Here is a 16,124-nt window from a genome sequence, read left to right on the forward strand (position 1 = left end):
TGAGCGGTCGAGGTGAGCTTCGGGAGTGCGCCGTGAGGATGCCGAGAGGAGCAGGGGTCAGGGTGGTCCTCACCAAGCCGTCCCGGGGAAAAGCGGAACGGCGGCAGGCACGCAGTGACTCCAGAACGTCCAGGTTCCCCGAGGGGGTTCCGGAACGTCGAAGATCCAGGAATCGAGGACCCCATGTCTCGCGAATCCCGTAACACTCCTCCCAGTAACCCCGGGTCGCGGGACTTGGCGGTCGGCGCGGACCGCGCCGAGAACGCCCCCGACCCCCGTAGATGGCTGGCGCTCACCCTGCTGGTCACCGCGTTCTTCATGGTGATCGTCGACTCGCAGATCGTCATGCTCGCCTTGCCCGCCATCGAGACGGAGCTGAGCTTCGCGGCCGGCGGCGCCCAGTGGGTGATGAGCGCCTACCTGCTGAGCTTCGGTGGTCTGCTGATGTTCGGCGGGCGCACGGCCGACCTGCTCGGCGGGCGCAGGATGTTCCTGTTCGGCACCGCGCTGTTCGGTATCGCCTCGGTGCTCTGTGGTCTGGCCTGGACCGACGAGGTGCTGGTCACGGCCCGTGTCATCCAGGGTGTGGCTGCCGCCGTCATGACGCCGACCGCCATGGCCGTCCTCATGCACACCTTCGCGGAGGGCCCGGAGCGCAACAAGGCACTGGGCATCTGGACCGGTATCGGAGCGTTCGGCGCCACCGCGGCGCTGCTCATCGGTGGTCCGATCACCGATGGCCTGGGCTGGGAGTGGATCTTCTACATCAACGTGCCCGTGGTCGCCGCGGTGCTGATCTTCGGCCCGCGCCTGCTGAAGGAGACCCCGGTCCGCCCGGGCCGCCGTCGCTTCGACCCGGCCGGCGCCGTCACCATCACCGCGGCCATCGCCCTCCTCGTGTACGCGGTCTCCGAGGCTCCGGTCATCGGCTGGGGCAGCGGTGAGACGATCGGTCTGCTGATCGCCGCCGCGGTGCTCTTCGTCATCTTCACCGTCATCGAGTCCAGGTCCAAGGCTCCGCTGGTCCCGCTGCGGATCTTCCGCTCCCCCACCGTGGTCGGCGGCAACATCCTGATGATCATCGTCGCGATGGCTGTCTACGGCGGTGCGCTCATCACCTCGCTCTACGCCCAGCAGGTCCTCGGCTACAGCGCCGTCAAGTTCGGTCTCAGCACCGCGGTCTACGCCCTCATGTCGATCATCGGTGCGAACGTCAGCGCCCGGCTCGTCGTCAAGGTCGGCTACAAGCCGATCGCCATCGTCGGTATGGCGCTGCTCTCCGGCGGTCTGCTGCTCCTCACGCAGATCGACCCGAACGGCGGCTACTGGAGCGACCTGTTCTTCGGTCTGGTCATCTTCGGTTCGGGTATCGGCTCCACCAACGTGGCCGCGTCGATCGCCTCGCTGACGGGTGCCAAGCCGGAGGAGTCCGGTCTGGTGTCCGGCATCAACAACGCCGTCTTCCAGATCGGCGCCGCCCTCGGTATCGCGATCGCCTCCTCGGTGGCCTTCGCCTATGCCACCGGTACGGACGCCAAGGGTCTGAACGACGGCTTCCAGGCCGGCTTCCTGGCCACCGCCGTCTTCGCCCTGGTCGGGCTGGTCACCGCGCTGCTCCTGCTTCTGAACCGCAACTCGGGCCAGCCGCAGGCCGCCCCTGCCGCCCCTGCCGAGCCGGCCGAGGCACCGAAGGTGCACGTGCCCGCCGGTCACTGACACCTCGCACTCCTTCTCGTCCCGTATCACCGCACAGGGGCAGCCCGATCCTTACCCGGGCTGCCCCTGCGCGGTTCCCGCCAGGAGGACCGCATGTCATCCGTCGCCCGCCTCCCCTCCCTCCGGATACCGGCCGAGGACAGCAGAGCCCCGGCGCGGAGCCGCCGGTGGGCCCTGCTCGTCCTCCTGGCCGCGGTGTTCATGACGACGCTCGACTTCTTCATCGTGAACGCGGTGGCCCCCGCGACCCGCCGCGAGCTGGGCGCCGGGCCGGCCGCCATGCAGTCCGTCCTCGTCGGATACGGACTCGCCTACGCCATCGGGCTGATCACCGCGGGGAGACTGGGCGACCTGTACGGTCCCCGGCGGATGTTCACGGTGGGGCTCGCGCTCTTCACCGCGGCGTCCACGGCCTGCGGCCTGGCGACGGGGACGGAGCTGCTGGTGGGGGCCCGGATCGCGCAGGGCCTCGCCGCCGCCCTGATGGGGCCTCAGGTCCTGGCGCTGATGGGGCTGCTGTTCCGGGGCGCCGACCGCGCCCGCGCCTTCGCCTGGTACGGGGCGACCGTGGGGGTAGCCGGGACGAGCGGGCAGGCCATCGGCGGGCTGCTGCTCGCGGTGGACCCGGGCGGCCTCGGCTGGCGGGCCTGTTTCCTCATCAACATACCGATCGGCCTGCTGGCGCTGGCGCTGGTACGGCTTCTGCCCGCCGACCGCGGGGCGCGGCAGGGCGCGTGGGGGCTCGACCCCGTGGGTGCGGTGCTGTCCGCGGCCGGACTGGTGGCCCTGGTGCTGCCGCTGGTGGTGGGCCGCGAGTTGGGGTGGCCGGCCTGGGCGTGGCTCAGCCTGGCCCTGTCGGCACCGCTGGTGGCAGGGTTCGCGGTGCACCAGCGGCGGCGGATCGCCGCGGGGCGCAGTCCGCTCCTCGATCCGGCGGTCTTCCGCGACCCCGGCTTCACCCGGGGCGTGGTCTCCATCGCCCTGCTCTTCGGCGGGTCCGCGGGGCTGACGTACGTCCTGTCGCTGTACCTCCAGGAGGGGCGGGGCATGTCTCCGGTGTCGTCGGGCGTGGTCGGGATCGCGCTCAACGCCTCCTTCTTCGCCGCCTCCATGCAGACGGGCCGGCTCACGGGCCGGCTCGGCGGCCGGCTCCCGGTCCTGGGCGGGGCGGTACTCGCCGCGGGCTTCGTGCTGATCGGCTGGTCGGCGTCATCGGCCGGTTCCGGCGGGCTGCCGCTGGGGCTCGTCGCGGGCCTCTCGGTGACGGGCGCCGGCATGGGCCTGCTGATGGCACCGCTGACGGCGGCCGCGCTCGCCGGAGTGCGGGCCCGGCTGACGGGGATGGCCGCGGGTGTCCTCGGGACGGCGCAGGAGACCGCGGGGGTCCTGGGGATCGCCCTGACGGGGCTGGTCTTCTTCCACCGCCTCTCCCCCGGCGCGGCCGGCCCGCCGGGGGCCGGCGCGCCGGCCTGGCTCGGCGCCTTCCGCACGTCGATGGCGCTCCTCGCGGTCGCCGCGCTCGCGATCGCCGTGATCGCGGCACTCGCCGTCCGCCACCGCGCGGTGCCCCCGACGCCGGAACCGAACGCCGGGACGGGCGCCCCCGCCGCAGCCGGGACGCAGGCCGCTACCGTGACCGGGGCCGGTACCGAGGCGGACGCAGGCGGCCGGGACGGGACGGGCGGGGGAGCCGGTGCGGGGGTACGAACAGGTCCCGGGGGCGGGGCCGGCTCCCGGGCCCGGGGCGGGTTCGTCAGACGAGGCCCTGGGCGAGCATCGCGTCGGCGACTCGTTCGAACCCGGCGATATTGGCGCCCGCTACGTAGTCTCCGGGGACCCCATAGCGTTCCGCGGTCGCGCGGACGGTCGCGTGGGTATCGCGCATGATGGCCGCGAGCCGCGTCTCCACCTCATCGAAGGTCCACGACTCCCGGGCCGCGTTCTGCCGCATCTCCAGGGCGCTGGTCGCCACACCGCCCGCGTTGGCCGCCTTGCCCGGGCCGAAGAGGACGCCGGCCTCGGTCAGGACGCGGACGGCCGCCGGGGTCGTGGGCATGTTGGCGCCCTCGGAGACAGCCTTCACGCCGTTGCGGACGAGGGTGAGCGCCGCGTCGGCGTCCAGTTCGTTCTGCGTCGCCGAGGGCAGGGCCACATCGGCGGGGACGTCCCAGACCCGGCCGCCCGGAACGTACCGGGCGGAGGCACCGCGCCGCTCGGCGTAGTCGCTGACGCGGCCGCGCTCGTTCTCCTTGATCTCCTTGAGGAGGCCGAGATCGATGCCCTTCTCGTCGACGACGTAACCGCCGGAGTCCGAGGCGGTGAGGACGTGGGCGCCGAGGGCCTGGGCCTTCTCGATCGAGTAGAGAGCCACGTTGCCGGCGCCGGAGACGGTGACCTGACGGCCCTCCAGGCTCCCGCCGCGGGTCTTCAGCATCTCGGCCGCGAAGAGGACGTTGCCGTATCCGGTCGCCTCGGCGCGCACCAGGGAGCCGCCCCAGCCGATGCCCTTGCCGGTGAGGACGCCCGACTCCCAGCGGTTGGTGAGGCGCCGGTACTGGCCGAAGAGGTAGCCGATCTCGCGGCCCCCGACGCCGATGTCACCCGCGGGGACGTCGGTGTGCTCGCCGAGGTGCCGGTGCAGCTCCGTCATGAAGGACTGGCAGAAGCGCATCACCTCGTCGTCGGAGCGGCCCCGCGGGTCGAAGTCGCTGCCGCCCTTGCCGCCGCCGATGTTCAGACCAGTGAGCGCGTTCTTGAAGATCTGCTCGAAGCCGAGGAACTTCACGGTGCCGAGGCCGACCGTGGGATGGAACCGCAGCCCGCCCTTGTACGGCCCCAGGGCGCTGTTGAACTCCACGCGCATGCCCCGGTTGACGTGGACGCGGCCGCTGTCGTCCTGCCACGGCACCCGGAAGATGATCTGGCGTTCGGGCTCCACGATCCGCTCCAGGAGCCGGGCCTCCAGGAGTTCGGGCCGCGCGGTGAGCACGGGTTCCAGGGATTCCAGGACCTCGCCGAGGGCCTGGTGGAACTCGGGTTCGCCGGGGTTGCGCCGCAGAGCTTCCGCGTAGAGGGGGCGCAGGAGCGTGGGCATGCTCCGGTGGCTGGGCTGGGTGGGCAGCGAGGACATGAGAGTTCTTTCCCTTTTTCCGGGTGGGACGAGCACGAGGTCCCCGGGCTGTACGTTCCGGCGGTACGTCGGCCGGGGTGGCGCGATGGCCGGTTGTGCGGTGCGGTTCCCGCCGCGGCGCCGGATGTGCGGTGGCGGTGTGGTCCCCGCCGCTTACGGTGCGGGTGTGCGGTGGCGGTGCAGTTCTGCCGCTCACGGTGCGGTGTGGCTCCCGCCGGACGGTCAGCCTGCGATGGCGACGGCCGGGGCCGCCGGGCGGCCGGCCCGTTCCCGGCGGCGCGGGGCCAGGGCCAGTTCGTTGCCGGTCGCGTTGAGGATCTCGCTCTGGAGCCTACGCATGTCGGGCGAGGGCATGAGGCCGAGCTCGCTCTTCAGAAGACGGTAGAGGTTCCCGTACGCCTCCAAGGCCTCGCCCCGGCGGCCCGAGCGGTGCAGCGCCGAGATGAGCTGGCCGTGGAACCACTCGTGGAGCGGGTAGTCGTTGACCAGGGTCCGCAGTTCGGGGAGGAGTTCCCGGTGGCGCCCGAAGTGGTTCTCGACCTCGACGTGCAGCTCCAGGGCCCGTATGCGCAGCTCCTCCACGCGGGCGCTCCAGCCCGCGAGGGTGATGCCGACGGAGACGTCGCTCAGGACGGGTCCGCGCCACAGGCCGAGGGCGCGGGTGACAAAGTCGGCGGCGCGGCCGGGGGTGCCTTCGGCCAACTCCCACTGGGCTCTTTTGATGAACCCCTCGAAGCTCATGACGTCGACCTCGTCGTCATTGATCTGGAGGAGGTAGCCGGGGGGCCTGGTGAGGAGCAGGTTGCGGCCGGGCGAGGTGACGGCCTCGTCGGTGAAGAGCCTGCGCGCCTGGGAGACATGGTTGTGGACGATCTTCAGGGCGCTGAGCGGAGCGTCCTCGGCCCACAGTTCCTGGAAGAAGGTGTCCAGTGACACCGTCTCCCGGGGCTGGAGTGCGAGGAGCGCCAGCATCTGGCGGATCCTCGGTGCGCTGGGAGTGAACTCTCGGCCGTCGTCGGTGGTGATCTCGAACGGACCGATGAGGTTGAACTGCACTGCACACGCTCCTGTTCGGGTCGTCGGCGTCCGCTGCGCAGGTGCCTCTGGCGTGGACTGCCCACGGTAGCCACGTTCGGTCGGCGGTCCGCGAACCCTGGTGGAGAGAGTGTCAACTGGGTGTGTTGTCAGGCCGGTTGGGGTGATCGGAATGTCCGGCGAAACAGCCGGTTGGCCGATTACCGACGCATGACCCTCTGGTTGAACATCCCTCGTACCCTCCAGAACACCTGGACGTTGTTCGACGTTCGACTCGGACCACCTTCCTGAGGGAGAAGACAGCGATGACATCCTCGGCGCTTGCGCCAGACCTTTTCGGTCACGACTACTTCCAGGATCCGTATCCTGCGTTCTCGTGGCTCCGCGAGAACGCTCCGGTGCACGAGCTCCGCTTCCCCGTCGGTGATCTGCCCATGCGGATCGTGTCCCGTTACGAGGATGTGCGCGATCTCCTGGGCGACTCGGCGCGCTTCAGCAGCGACGCCACCGTGTGGGCGAGTGAGGATTTCAAGAAGTCCGGCCTCGTGTTCGGTTCCGGCACTGTCATCGAGCGGATCCTGTCGGTGCTCGACCCGCCGGACCACACGCGGGTCCGGAAGCTCGCGATGAGCGCGTTCACGCCGCGGCGCACCGCGCTGTGGGAGGAGCCGACCCGGGAGATCGTGGCCTCCGCCCTGGACCGGCTGGAGGCCATGGAGAGCCCGGACGTCATGGAGTTCGCCGGCACCGTGCCGGCCGAGGTCATCGGCAGGGTCCTGGGCATTCCGCTGGACAAGTTCCGGCAGATCCTGCACGCGATCGAGCGGGCGCTGCACGTCGACCCGGAGCACATGACCGAGTCGACGCTCGCGTACCAGGAGATCGTCGACTACGGCCGGGAGATCATCGAGGAGAAGCGCCGGAATCCCGGCGAGGACCTCACCTCCGTGTTCATACAGGCCCGTGACGGTGACGACCGGCTCGACGAGAACGAGCTGATCGCCATGGTGGCCCTGATGATCATGGTGGGTCTGGACACGACCCGGAACCTCATCGGCTCGGCGATTCTGGCGCTCATCGACCACCCGGACCAGCGGAAGCTGCTGGCCGAGCGGCCCGAGCTCGCCGAGGCCGCGGTGGAGGAGTTCCTGCGGTACGACGGGGCGTTGACCGTGGCGCTGATCCGCTTCGCCACTCAGGACGTGGAGTTCGCCGGGTCGGCCATCCCCGCGGGCGCGACCGTCGTCGCCGCGCTGCAGTCCGCCAACCGGGACCCGGAGATCTTCGAGAACCCGGACCAGCTGGACATCACCCGCTCGGGCCCGCGCCACCTGGGCCTGGGGCACGGGCTGCACAACTGCCTGGGGGCCGCGCTGGCCCGGCTGGAGTCCAGGATCGCCATCCCGGCCTTCTTCGAGCGGTACCCGAACGCGCGGCTGTCCGTGCCGCGTGACGAGATCCGGTACGCGGAGAGCTGGCTGCTGCGCAGCGTGCTCGCGCTTCCGGTCGACCTGCACGGCTCCGGCCCGCGCTGAGCCAGGGAGAAGAGGCCCCCATGAAGATGAAGATGACGCTCACGATCGACCGCGAGGCGTGCGCCGGCGCGGGCACCTGCCTGGCCATGAACCCGGAGCTGTTCCGCGTGGAAGGCGGCCGCGGAATCGTCCTCCGGGGCGTGCTGGAGGACGAGGAGGAGATCAAGGCGGCCATGGACGTGGCGGAGTGCTGCCCCACGGAAGCAGTCCTCCTGACGCCCGAAGCGGCCTGACCGACCGCCCGGCATACCGCCGTGCGCGGCCCGCCCCGGCCCGCGGGGTCTCGGGCCGGGCGCCACCGACCTGGTCTCCGGACCGTCCCGAGCGGGCGCGGACCCACGCACCAGCGCCCGGGGCCGGTCCGGAGGCCGGCCCCCGGCCGGAGCTCCGGCGCCCGCGGGGCCCGGTGCCGCCGGTACGGAGCGCCCTTACTTCGTGGGCTTTCGGAACTGCTCGATCATAGCCGCGTAGCTGTCGCCGCCCCGGCCCGCGGCGATCGCGCGATCGGTGAGCTCCTTGACGAACTTCGGCAGCTCGGCGCTGGCGCCGGTCGCCTCGCTCTCGTGGATCAGGTGCACCATCGTCGCCCAGTGGGTGTCGATGGTGGCGTCGTGCGCGGGGTACGCACCCTCGTCGATCTGGCCCGCGTAGGCGGAGACGAAGTTGGTGACCGCGCCGATCCAGTTGTTGGCGAACGGGGCGAAGGTGGAGGCCTTCACGTTCGCGGTCTCCAGGAGCGCGACCCCGTGCAGGAAGCTGTTGAGCACGCCCCACATGATGCCGAGCAGGGCCACGTCGTAGAGCGACGCCAGGCCGTGGTCGTCGCCGAGGTGGGCGGCCGTGCCGAGGGAGGCAAGAGCCGCCTCGTGCGCGTCGAAGACGTCCTGCGCGCCTGCGTACAGGAGCGTGGCGTGCTCGGTGCCGATGACGGGCGGGATGGCCATGATCGCGCCGTCGAGGTACGCGATGCCATGCCCGGCCGCCCAAGTGGCGGTCTCACGGGCGCCGTCGGAGTGTCCCGAGGTGAGGTTGACGACGGTCTTGCCGCGCAGCTCGTCGGTCAGCGGGTCCAGGACGGCGTGGAGGACGTCGTAGTCGGTGACGCACACGACGATCAGCGGAGCCGCCTGGACTGCCGCGGCCGCCGACGGGGCGAGCAGGGCGCCGTTCTCGACGAGCGTCGCCGCCTTCTCGGCCGAGCGGTTCCAGACCGTGGTGGGGACCCCGGACTTCAGGAAGGCGCCGGCGAGCGCCTGTCCCATCAGTCCGAGGCCGATGACGGAGACATCGGAGCGGTTTTCGGAATGTGTAGGGGAATTCATGGAGAGGCACTACTTTCTCTTGACGCGCACAGCCGCGTGCACGGCACCGAAGTGCCGTGCATCCATGCTCGCAAGGCTATGCGCGCCCCTCCCACTCACCGGTAACCGTGCGGTCATCCCACTGACGTTCGAGGAAATTCGATTCCGGTCAGAGGCCGGTGCCGACGTCCTGGGCCGCGCGCTTTCCGGACTCGATCGCTCCGTCGATGTAGCCGCTCCAGCCGTTGGCGATGTCGCCGCTGGCGAAGGCGAGCCGTCCGCTGGGCTGGGTGACGGCCGGGTACAGCGAGGTGAGCTGGCCCGGCTTGCGGAAGGCCCAGCCGCCGCGCGCGAACTCGTCGCTTCCCCAGCGGTGCGCCTTGAGGGAGACGATGTCCAGGTCGGCGCCGAGCTGCTGGACGGCGGCCCGGACCTGGGTCGCGTTGTTCGGGTCCAGGTTCGGGTCGGTGCTGAAGGCGATGTAGAGCTGGCCCTCGGCGGTCAGCTTGTCGGGGATCACCATGGTGATCGGCGAGCCGCCCTCCTTGCCCTGGGCGTAGAACCGGCCCTGGGCGCTGCGGGCGTTGATCCAGAGCTTGGTGCCGGTCTGCACGGCGATGCCCTGGGTGGTGGCCGTCGTGTGGGCGGCGGGGAGCGCCGGCGTGAACTTGATGGTCTTCCACACGTTGGCGGGCACGGCGACGACAACGCCGTGGGCGCGGTAGCTGCGTCCGTCGCGGGTGGTGACGAAGTAGAGGTTGTTGTTCTTGATGATCCCGTTGACCGGGCTGTTCAGCCTCAGGACGGGCTGCGCATCGTTCAGCATGGCGTTGATCAGGGCCGCCGTGCCGCCGGCTATGCGGTAGCGCATGGTGTCGTTCCAGCCGGTGTTGTTGTGGCCGGAGAGCGCCCACCACTGGGCGAGCATGGTCAGCGCGCCAGTCGCGCTGGAGCCCCCCGAGTACACCGCGGTCTGGCCGTTGACGAGGAGCTCCTCCTCGGGCGTGAGACCCATCTGGTTGAGCCGGTCGCGCAGCGAGAGCGCGTCCTTGGCGGTGATCTCCGGGCGGTAGAGGGGCTCGAAGGGCCGCTCGAAGTACTGCTGGGAGCCCTCGAAGATCCGCTCGTACACGTTGCCGAGGTTGCCGAAGCCCTGGGCCGGGGAGAACTCCTGCGGACCGGAGGGGGTCGGCAGGAAGGTGCGCTCGGGGGCCTGGTCCTCGACGAGTCCGAGGCCGTAGCGGGTGAGCTCGGCGCCGACGTACGGCTGGGAGGCCGGGTCGACCCAGGTGCCGCCCATCTCGACGGTGTGGCCGGCGAAGGTGTCGGTCCAGGTGCGGCCGCCGATGCGGTTGCGTGCCTCCAGGACCAGGACGTTGTGGCCCTGGGCACGCAGGTCGCGGGCCGCTGTGATGCCCGCGTATCCGCCGCCGACGACGATCGCGTCGTAGACGACGGCCTCTTCCGCCGCCGCGGGCGGGGCCAGCAGACCCGAGGCCGTCACGGACAGGGCCGTGACGGCGGAGAGGGCGGCGCCCGCGCGCAGGAAACCGCGGCGCGAGAGCCCGGACTGCGGGGCCTGGTCCACGGCGTCGGTACTCGTGTTCTCGGAGTTCACCGTTGTCTTTTCCGTCTCTTGCGTAGGGAACTGCTCTGGTGTGCGGGGTACACGCGCGGCGTGACGGGGGGGGGGGGTGCGTGGGTGCGTGGGAGTGCGAGGGGGCCGACGCGTCGGCGGCGGAAGGTGACGCGTCGGCGGTGGGGTACGTCGGTTGGGGGGGGTGGGGGGGGTGTGGGGTCGGGCCGGGGGGCCGGGTGGGCGCGGGCCGGTGGGGATGGGCCGGCTGGGCCCGGGGCGGGCTAGAGGTAGTCGCTGTTCGGGTCGAGGCCGACCAGGACCCGGCCGTGGGCCTCCAGGCTGCCGACGGGGGTCATCAGGCCGTGCAGGTAGAGGCCCTCGATGTCCCGCTGGATGCGCTGGAAGGGCGCGGAGCGGAGGATGATCGAGGCGCCGCTGATGTCGTGCAGCTCCTGGACGGCCTCCTTGGCGAGCTGGACGGCGTAACCGAACTGGCCGCGCATGGTGGCCTTCTGCTCGACCAGCAGCTGCTCCCCGGCGTCCGCGCCGCTCTGCATGAGGCGGAGCCAGCCCGCGGCGAGGCCCTCGGCGGCGGTGATCTTGTTGGCGGCCACCGCGACCTTGATCTGGGTGTACGGGTGCTCGCGCTGGTCGGCCCAGTGGGTGTACGGGATGGCCTTGCCCGGCAGCTTCTGGAGGAAGACCTCCAGGGCGGCGCGGGCGAGGCCGATGTAGACGGGGACGGAGAGCGCCATCACGTAGGCGGTGAGGCCGTAGTTACGGCCGGTGGCACCGGAGTTGGAGCGCTCGACGAGCCCTTCGAGGACCTCGATGCCGTCGACGACCCGGTGGGCGGGGACGAACAGGTCCTTGACCGTGGTGGTGGAGCTGCCGGTGCCGGCGGCGGCGGTGACGTCCCAGTCGTCGGCGATGGAGACCTCGGAGGCGGGGACGACCGCGAAGACCTCGGCGTCCTCCTGGCCCGGCCGCTGGAGCATCGCCGCGTAGATGTTCCAGTCGGCGCCGCGGATGCCGGTGTTGAAGCGCCAGCTGCCGTTGAGGATGTACCCGCCCTCGGTCTCGACGGCGGTGCCGGTGGGGGTGAAGCCGCCGGAGATGCGGACGGAGCCGTCGGCGAAGATCTCCTCCTGGGCCTTGTCCGGGTACTGGCTGGCGATCCAGGTGCTGGAGACCCAGGCGCAGGAGACCCAGCCGGTCGAGCCGCAGCCGCGGCCGATCTCGGCGACGATCTCGGCCTGCTCGGCCACCGGGAGGTCGAGGCCACCGAATCGCTTCGGGACCGCGATACGGAATACGCCCGCCTTCTCCAGCAGCTCGATGTTCTCGTCGGGGATCCAGCCTCGGTCCTCGGCTTCGAGGCCGTTCTCGCGCAGCCGGGGAACGAATTCCCTCACCGCGTTGAGAACAGATTCGGCTTCCTTCACGGGCGTGGCCATCGTGGCTCCTCGTTTCTCGGCTGGAAACAACCGGATCGAGCATGCACGGGCCGAGTTCATGCGGAGTAACGCGACGGTCATCGGGGGCTCTCCCCGGACGGATGTCGTGAAGTTGTGAAGGATCTTTCCGGCAGATCGTGACAGACCGTTTGAAGCCGTGGGGCAGAACATCGCGGCACCCTCATAACAAACCGGCTGTGTGGTTTCATTTGAGAGTGGCCTCGCGGTGCGGCTCCCCGCACGGCAGGGCCGTCCCTTCGGCGTGCCATGACCGGAAACGGACGCCACGGTTTCGCAGGAGTCGCACGGTTTCGCAGGGAGTTGACGGACATGCACTTGACCTCGATCGGCCCGGCGTCCCACGAGAGACTCGACGGGGTGCCCCTCGACCTGTTCGCCTCGCTGCCACGCAGCGACCAGCGGCTGAAGGCCGAGGAGTACGTGGCCGGGCTGCTCGCCGCGCACGGGCGCAAGACGCTGCGCAACGTGGCGGACCAGTTCGGCGGCGAGGCGGCCCGCAAGCAGAGCGTGCACCACTTCATCAGCGAGTCCTCCTGGGAATGGGAGCCCGTCCGACGTGGTCTCGCCCGGCACGCAGTCGAGCTCCTCGACCCGCACGCCTGGGTGGTGCGGCCCACCGTCGTGCCCAAGGCGGGCGGCCACTCGGTCGGCGTGGCGGAGTACTTCGTGCCGGAGCTCGGGCGGACCGTCAACGGGCAGCAGTCCTTCGGCGCGTGGCTGGCCTCGCCCGCCGCGGGAGTGCCGGTGAACTGGCAGCTCGTGCTGCCGGCCGGCTGGGTCGAGGGTGCCTCCCGGCGCCGCCGGTCCCATGTCCCCGCGACCAGCCGGGCGCTGAGTCCCGAGGAGAACGCGGGCGACGTCGCCCTGCGCGCCGCCGGCTCCCTGCCCGGCACGCCCCTTCCGGTCGTGCTCGACGCACCGGGGCTGGACCCACTGTGGACGGGACGGCACTTCGAGCGGGCCGGCATCCCGCTGGTGCAGCGCGTCGACGAGCGGATACGGCTGCGGGTGGACCCGCTGGCCCTGCCGGGCCACGGCATCCTGCCGCACCCGGCGGGCCGGATCGTCACCTCTCTCCGCCGGCTCTGGCGGCCGTACGCCCCGCTCCCGGCGGGTGGCAGAAGCCTGTCGATGACCTTGCCGGTCGTCCTGCCCGAGGTGCGGGACGGCTCCGGCCGGGAGGCGGGCGTGCAGCGGCTCCTGGTGGCCCAGTGGCCCGAGGCCGACCTGTCCGCCGCCCGGCTGTGGCTGGCGGACGGCCGGATGCGGCCCGCCGAAGCACTACGGCTCACCCGGCTCGCCGAGGTGGTGGACCGCGACGACACCCTGGCCACCGAGCGGGTCGGGCTGCGGGACTTCGCCGGCCGGTCCTTCCAGGGCTGGCACCGTCACATCACGCTGGCCTCGGTGGCCTATCTCGCCTGTGTACGGGCGGCCGGCGCCCCGCACCGAAGCCGCGGAAGGGCCAGGACCGGGCCCTGCGTCGGGTCCGTACGGCCTCCGTTGCTCAGGGTCGGCTGACCTGACCGTTCGCCTTTCACGCCTCCGTAACACCCCCTCGTTTCCTCGTCCTTATCGGGCTCGGAGAGACCCGAGCGCCATGCCGGAACGCCTGCGACGTCGCCTTGAAGGAGAGTGCGTCATGCGGTTCAACCTCATCGGACCGTTCCAGATCATCACCGGCGACGGTGAGGTCCTTCCGGCGGGAACGCCCAAGGTCTCCCAGGTCCTGGCCCTGCTCCTCACCCACGCCAACGACCTCGTCACGCCGGACACCTTCATCCAGGAACTGTGGCAGCACAGCCCGCCGCGCTCCGCGCTCAACACCGTCCAGACCTACGTCCACCACGCGCGCCGACTGCTGACCGGGGACACCGGGCCGGACTCCGAATATCCCCTGCTGACCACCCGGTTCGGCGGCTACACGATGCACGTCGACGACTCGGCCATCGACATCAAGGTCTTCGAGCGGCTCGTCGCGCGGGGCAAGGGCGAGCTCGGGACGGGCAGTCACGAGGCGGCGATCGACGCCCTCACCCTGGCGCTCGGGCTGTGGCGCGGCCCGGCCCTCTCCAACGTACCGACCGGCGACGTCCTGGCCGGCCGGGCGGTCCACCTGGAGGAGCTGCGCATCAGGGCGCTCGAGCTGCGGATCGAGGCCATGCGGCGGCTCGGGCGGCTGCGCGAGCTCGTCCCCGAGCTGCGGACGCTGGTGCACGACTACCCGCTCAACGAGTGGTTCCACGGCCAGCTGATCGCCGCCCTGCACCAGGCGGGGCGGCGCGCCGAGGCGCTGGACGCCTACCGAAAGGTACGCGGCATCCTGCGGGACGAGCTCGGGCTCGAACCGTCCCCCGACATCCAGTGGCTGCACCAGCGGGTGCTCAGTCCGTCCTGGGGGGCACAGGCGCTCCCCGCCCCGCGCGGGGGCGGGGTGATGCCCCTGTGGGAGTCGACCCGCAGTGGGTAGGCGTCCGGTGCCGGTCTCAGCGGGGCAGGCCGACGTACTCGCCCGACTCCGCGCGCCAGGCCGGCATGTCCTCGTAGAGGTGGGCGGCCCGGGCCGCCGATATCTCGACGCGGGGCAGGACGGTGGGCGTGGCGATCGCGGGCAGGAGGAGCTGGAGGAGCGAGGTGACCTCGCGGGGCAGGTCGTGGGCGCCGGGAAGGCCTTCGGTCACCACGCGGACGCCTGTCCAGCTGCACACGAGCATGCGGGCGATCTCGGCCTCGTCGACGTGCGGGAGGACCTCTCCGCGGCCCTTGGCGTCCTTGAGGAGGCCGGTGAGCAGCTCGGTCCAGTCGGGCCACGCGGTGCCGAACTGACGACGCGACTGGAGGTCGACGGCCATGCGCAGGGCGGCGCTGAGCATGGGTTCGCGGGGCAGCCGGTAGGCCAACAGCAGCAGGATGTCGATCATCTCCTGCAGCTTGAGGACCTGGGGGCGGACGCCGTCGGTGGTCACGGCGGCTTCGAGGACGCCGCGGGCCAGGTCCTCCTTGGAGGAGAAGTGGAAGTAAAGGGCACCCTTGGTCACATCGGCTCGCTCCAGGACCTCGGCGATGGTCGTAGACGCGTAGCCGCGCTCGTCGAAGATCGCGGCGGCGGCCTCCAGGATGAGCCTCCGGGTACGGATCGCACGCTCCTGCTGCGCCACAGAAACTCCTTGTACTTGCTTACTGAACTACCTTGAAAAGAACCGGTTAGCCGGTATCTTATCTTGCGTCGGAACCCGGCACCTCAGTCTCGGCCTGACCCAGGGGGGATCATGCCCAAAGCCTTGCTCGCCGACCGTCGACGGCACACCAACGCCGTCCATCGCATCGCGGCACCCGTCCGGAGCATTCCCAAGGAGTTCGTCCATCTCCACCAGCAGGACTCCGTCCTGCTGACCAAGTGGTCCACGCTCGGCTCGGGCCGCTACGCCGTCACCGCCCGCTGGCCGGAGGGGGGCGCGTTCGCCGACTCCGTACAGCTGCTGCTCACCCAGACGATCCGGCAGAGCTGTCTGCTCATCGGACACGCGGAGCTGGGGGTACCGCTCTCGCACCAGACGCTCATGGAGTGGATGGACTTCACCGTCTCCGGGGATTTTTACGACCCCGAAAACAAACCGAGTAACCTCTTTGTTCTCTTGACCTTCACGTCCAACAACCCGCGTTCGCTACGGGTCGAGCTGTCGATCCTCTCGGAGGGGTGCCTGGTCGCCGAGTCGCTGCTCGACTTCAGCTGGATCGGGCCGGGGGCCTACCGCCGGCTGCGGGGTGAGCACGCGGAGGTGGCCTGGGGGGAAGCGGCCGTCCCCGCTCCCGTACCCGCGTACACGGTGGGGCGGGCCCACGCCCACGAGGTCGTCCTCGCCGACGGTGGCCACCCGAATCGCTGGGACCTTCTGATGGACGTGTCCAACACCGCGCTGTACGACCACAAGGTCGACCACGTGCCCGGTCTCGCGCTGATAGAGGCGGCGTACCAGGCGGCGCACGCGGTCACCGGTCCGGGGCACACCCCCGTCCGGGTCTTGAGCACCTTCGACCGCTACGTCGAGTTCGACGCGCCCTGCCGGATCGAGGCGGTCGTCGTGCCGGCTCCGGACGAGGACATCGTGCGCGTCGAGGTCACCGGCGCGCAGAACGGCGAGCGGACCTTCTCCGTCACCATGGACTGCCCGCTCTAGGCGTACTGCCCCGCAGGGCTGTCGACGCGGGTGAGGGGCGGGGGGGGGGGGGGGGGGGGGGGCCCCCCCCCCCCGGGGGGCCCCGGGGGGGGGGGGGGCCCGCCGCCCCCCCCCCCCCCCCGGCGCCCCCCGGGCGCGCGCCCCCAGCCGCGCCCCCCCCCCCCCCCCCCCC

General features: G+C 71.0%; 12 protein-coding genes and 1 pseudogene. 7 read left to right on the forward strand and 6 right to left on the reverse strand.

Annotated elements, in window-relative coordinates; genetic code table 11:
* Positions 1-183: 183 nt before the first annotated feature.
* Positions 184-1,716, forward strand: a complete 1,533-nt coding sequence (locus tag ACH4KB_RS37270; protein ID WP_398071440.1) for an MFS transporter — start codon at positions 184-186, stop codon at positions 1,714-1,716.
* Between the two features lie 93 nt (positions 1,717-1,809).
* Positions 1,810-3,096 (forward strand): annotated as a pseudogene (locus tag ACH4KB_RS37275) (MFS transporter); the annotation flags it as partial.
* 373 nt (positions 3,097-3,469) lie between these two features.
* Here ACH4KB_RS37275 and gdhA read toward each other — a convergent pair.
* Both gdhA and ACH4KB_RS37285 read right to left on the reverse strand, forming a co-directional pair.
* Entirely contained in the window at positions 3,470-4,810 is a 1,341-nt protein-coding gene (gene gdhA, locus ACH4KB_RS37280) for an NADP-specific glutamate dehydrogenase (RefSeq protein WP_398071460.1), read from the reverse strand.
* Between the two features lie 258 nt (positions 4,811-5,068).
* Positions 5,069-5,902, reverse strand: a complete 834-nt coding sequence (locus tag ACH4KB_RS37285; protein WP_398071442.1) for a BTAD domain-containing putative transcriptional regulator — start codon at positions 5,900-5,902, stop codon at positions 5,069-5,071.
* 377 nt (positions 5,903-6,279) lie between these two features.
* Between ACH4KB_RS37285 and ACH4KB_RS37290 the strand changes: the two genes are divergently transcribed.
* Both ACH4KB_RS37290 and ACH4KB_RS37295 read left to right on the forward strand, forming a co-directional pair.
* Positions 6,280-7,416, forward strand: coding sequence for a cytochrome P450 (locus tag ACH4KB_RS37290; protein WP_398071444.1), 1,137 nt, complete (start codon positions 6,280-6,282; stop codon positions 7,414-7,416).
* 20 nt (positions 7,417-7,436) lie between these two features.
* A complete protein-coding gene (locus tag ACH4KB_RS37295) occupies positions 7,437-7,649 on the forward strand; it encodes a ferredoxin (protein WP_398071446.1) in 213 nt (70 codons plus the stop codon).
* Positions 7,650-7,844: 195 nt separating this feature from the next.
* On the opposite strand, the gene ACH4KB_RS37300 is transcribed toward ACH4KB_RS37295, so the two are convergent.
* The 3 genes from ACH4KB_RS37300 to ACH4KB_RS37310 form a co-directional block, all read right to left on the reverse strand.
* On the reverse strand, positions 7,845-8,738 hold the full coding sequence (locus ACH4KB_RS37300; protein ID WP_398071448.1) for an NAD(P)-dependent oxidoreductase: 894 nt from the start codon (positions 8,736-8,738) through the stop codon (positions 7,845-7,847).
* Positions 8,739-8,886: 148 nt separating this feature from the next.
* On the reverse strand, positions 8,887-10,335 hold the full coding sequence (locus tag ACH4KB_RS37305; protein WP_398071450.1) for a flavin monoamine oxidase family protein: 1,449 nt from the start codon (positions 10,333-10,335) through the stop codon (positions 8,887-8,889).
* A 242-nt stretch (positions 10,336-10,577) separates the two neighbouring features.
* Positions 10,578-11,753, reverse strand: coding sequence for an acyl-CoA dehydrogenase family protein (locus ACH4KB_RS37310; RefSeq protein WP_398071452.1), 1,176 nt, complete (start codon positions 11,751-11,753; stop codon positions 10,578-10,580).
* Between the two features lie 330 nt (positions 11,754-12,083).
* On the opposite strand from ACH4KB_RS37310, the gene ACH4KB_RS37315 reads away from it, so the two are divergent.
* Both ACH4KB_RS37315 and ACH4KB_RS37320 read left to right on the forward strand, forming a co-directional pair.
* Entirely contained in the window at positions 12,084-13,295 is a 1,212-nt protein-coding gene (locus ACH4KB_RS37315) for an IS701 family transposase (protein ID WP_398071454.1), read from the forward strand.
* 121 nt (positions 13,296-13,416) lie between these two features.
* Positions 13,417-14,244 (forward strand): BTAD domain-containing putative transcriptional regulator, encoded by an 828-nt coding sequence (locus ACH4KB_RS37320; protein WP_398071456.1) that lies wholly within the window; start codon positions 13,417-13,419, stop codon positions 14,242-14,244.
* A 16-nt stretch (positions 14,245-14,260) separates the two neighbouring features.
* On the opposite strand, the gene ACH4KB_RS37325 is transcribed toward ACH4KB_RS37320, so the two are convergent.
* A complete protein-coding gene (locus ACH4KB_RS37325) occupies positions 14,261-14,932 on the reverse strand; it encodes a ScbR family autoregulator-binding transcription factor (RefSeq protein ID WP_398071457.1) in 672 nt (223 codons plus the stop codon).
* A 111-nt stretch (positions 14,933-15,043) separates the two neighbouring features.
* Between ACH4KB_RS37325 and ACH4KB_RS37330 the strand changes: the two genes are divergently transcribed.
* Positions 15,044-15,952: a ScbA/BarX family gamma-butyrolactone biosynthesis protein gene (locus tag ACH4KB_RS37330; protein WP_398071458.1), complete on the forward strand. Its 909-nt coding sequence runs from the start codon at positions 15,044-15,046 to the stop codon at positions 15,950-15,952.
* Positions 15,953-16,124: the final 172 nt, after the last annotated feature.

Origin of the sequence: Streptomyces sp. NPDC017520, assembly GCF_044329855.1 — a bacterium.
Classification (GTDB): domain Bacteria; phylum Actinomycetota; class Actinomycetes; order Streptomycetales; family Streptomycetaceae; genus Streptomyces.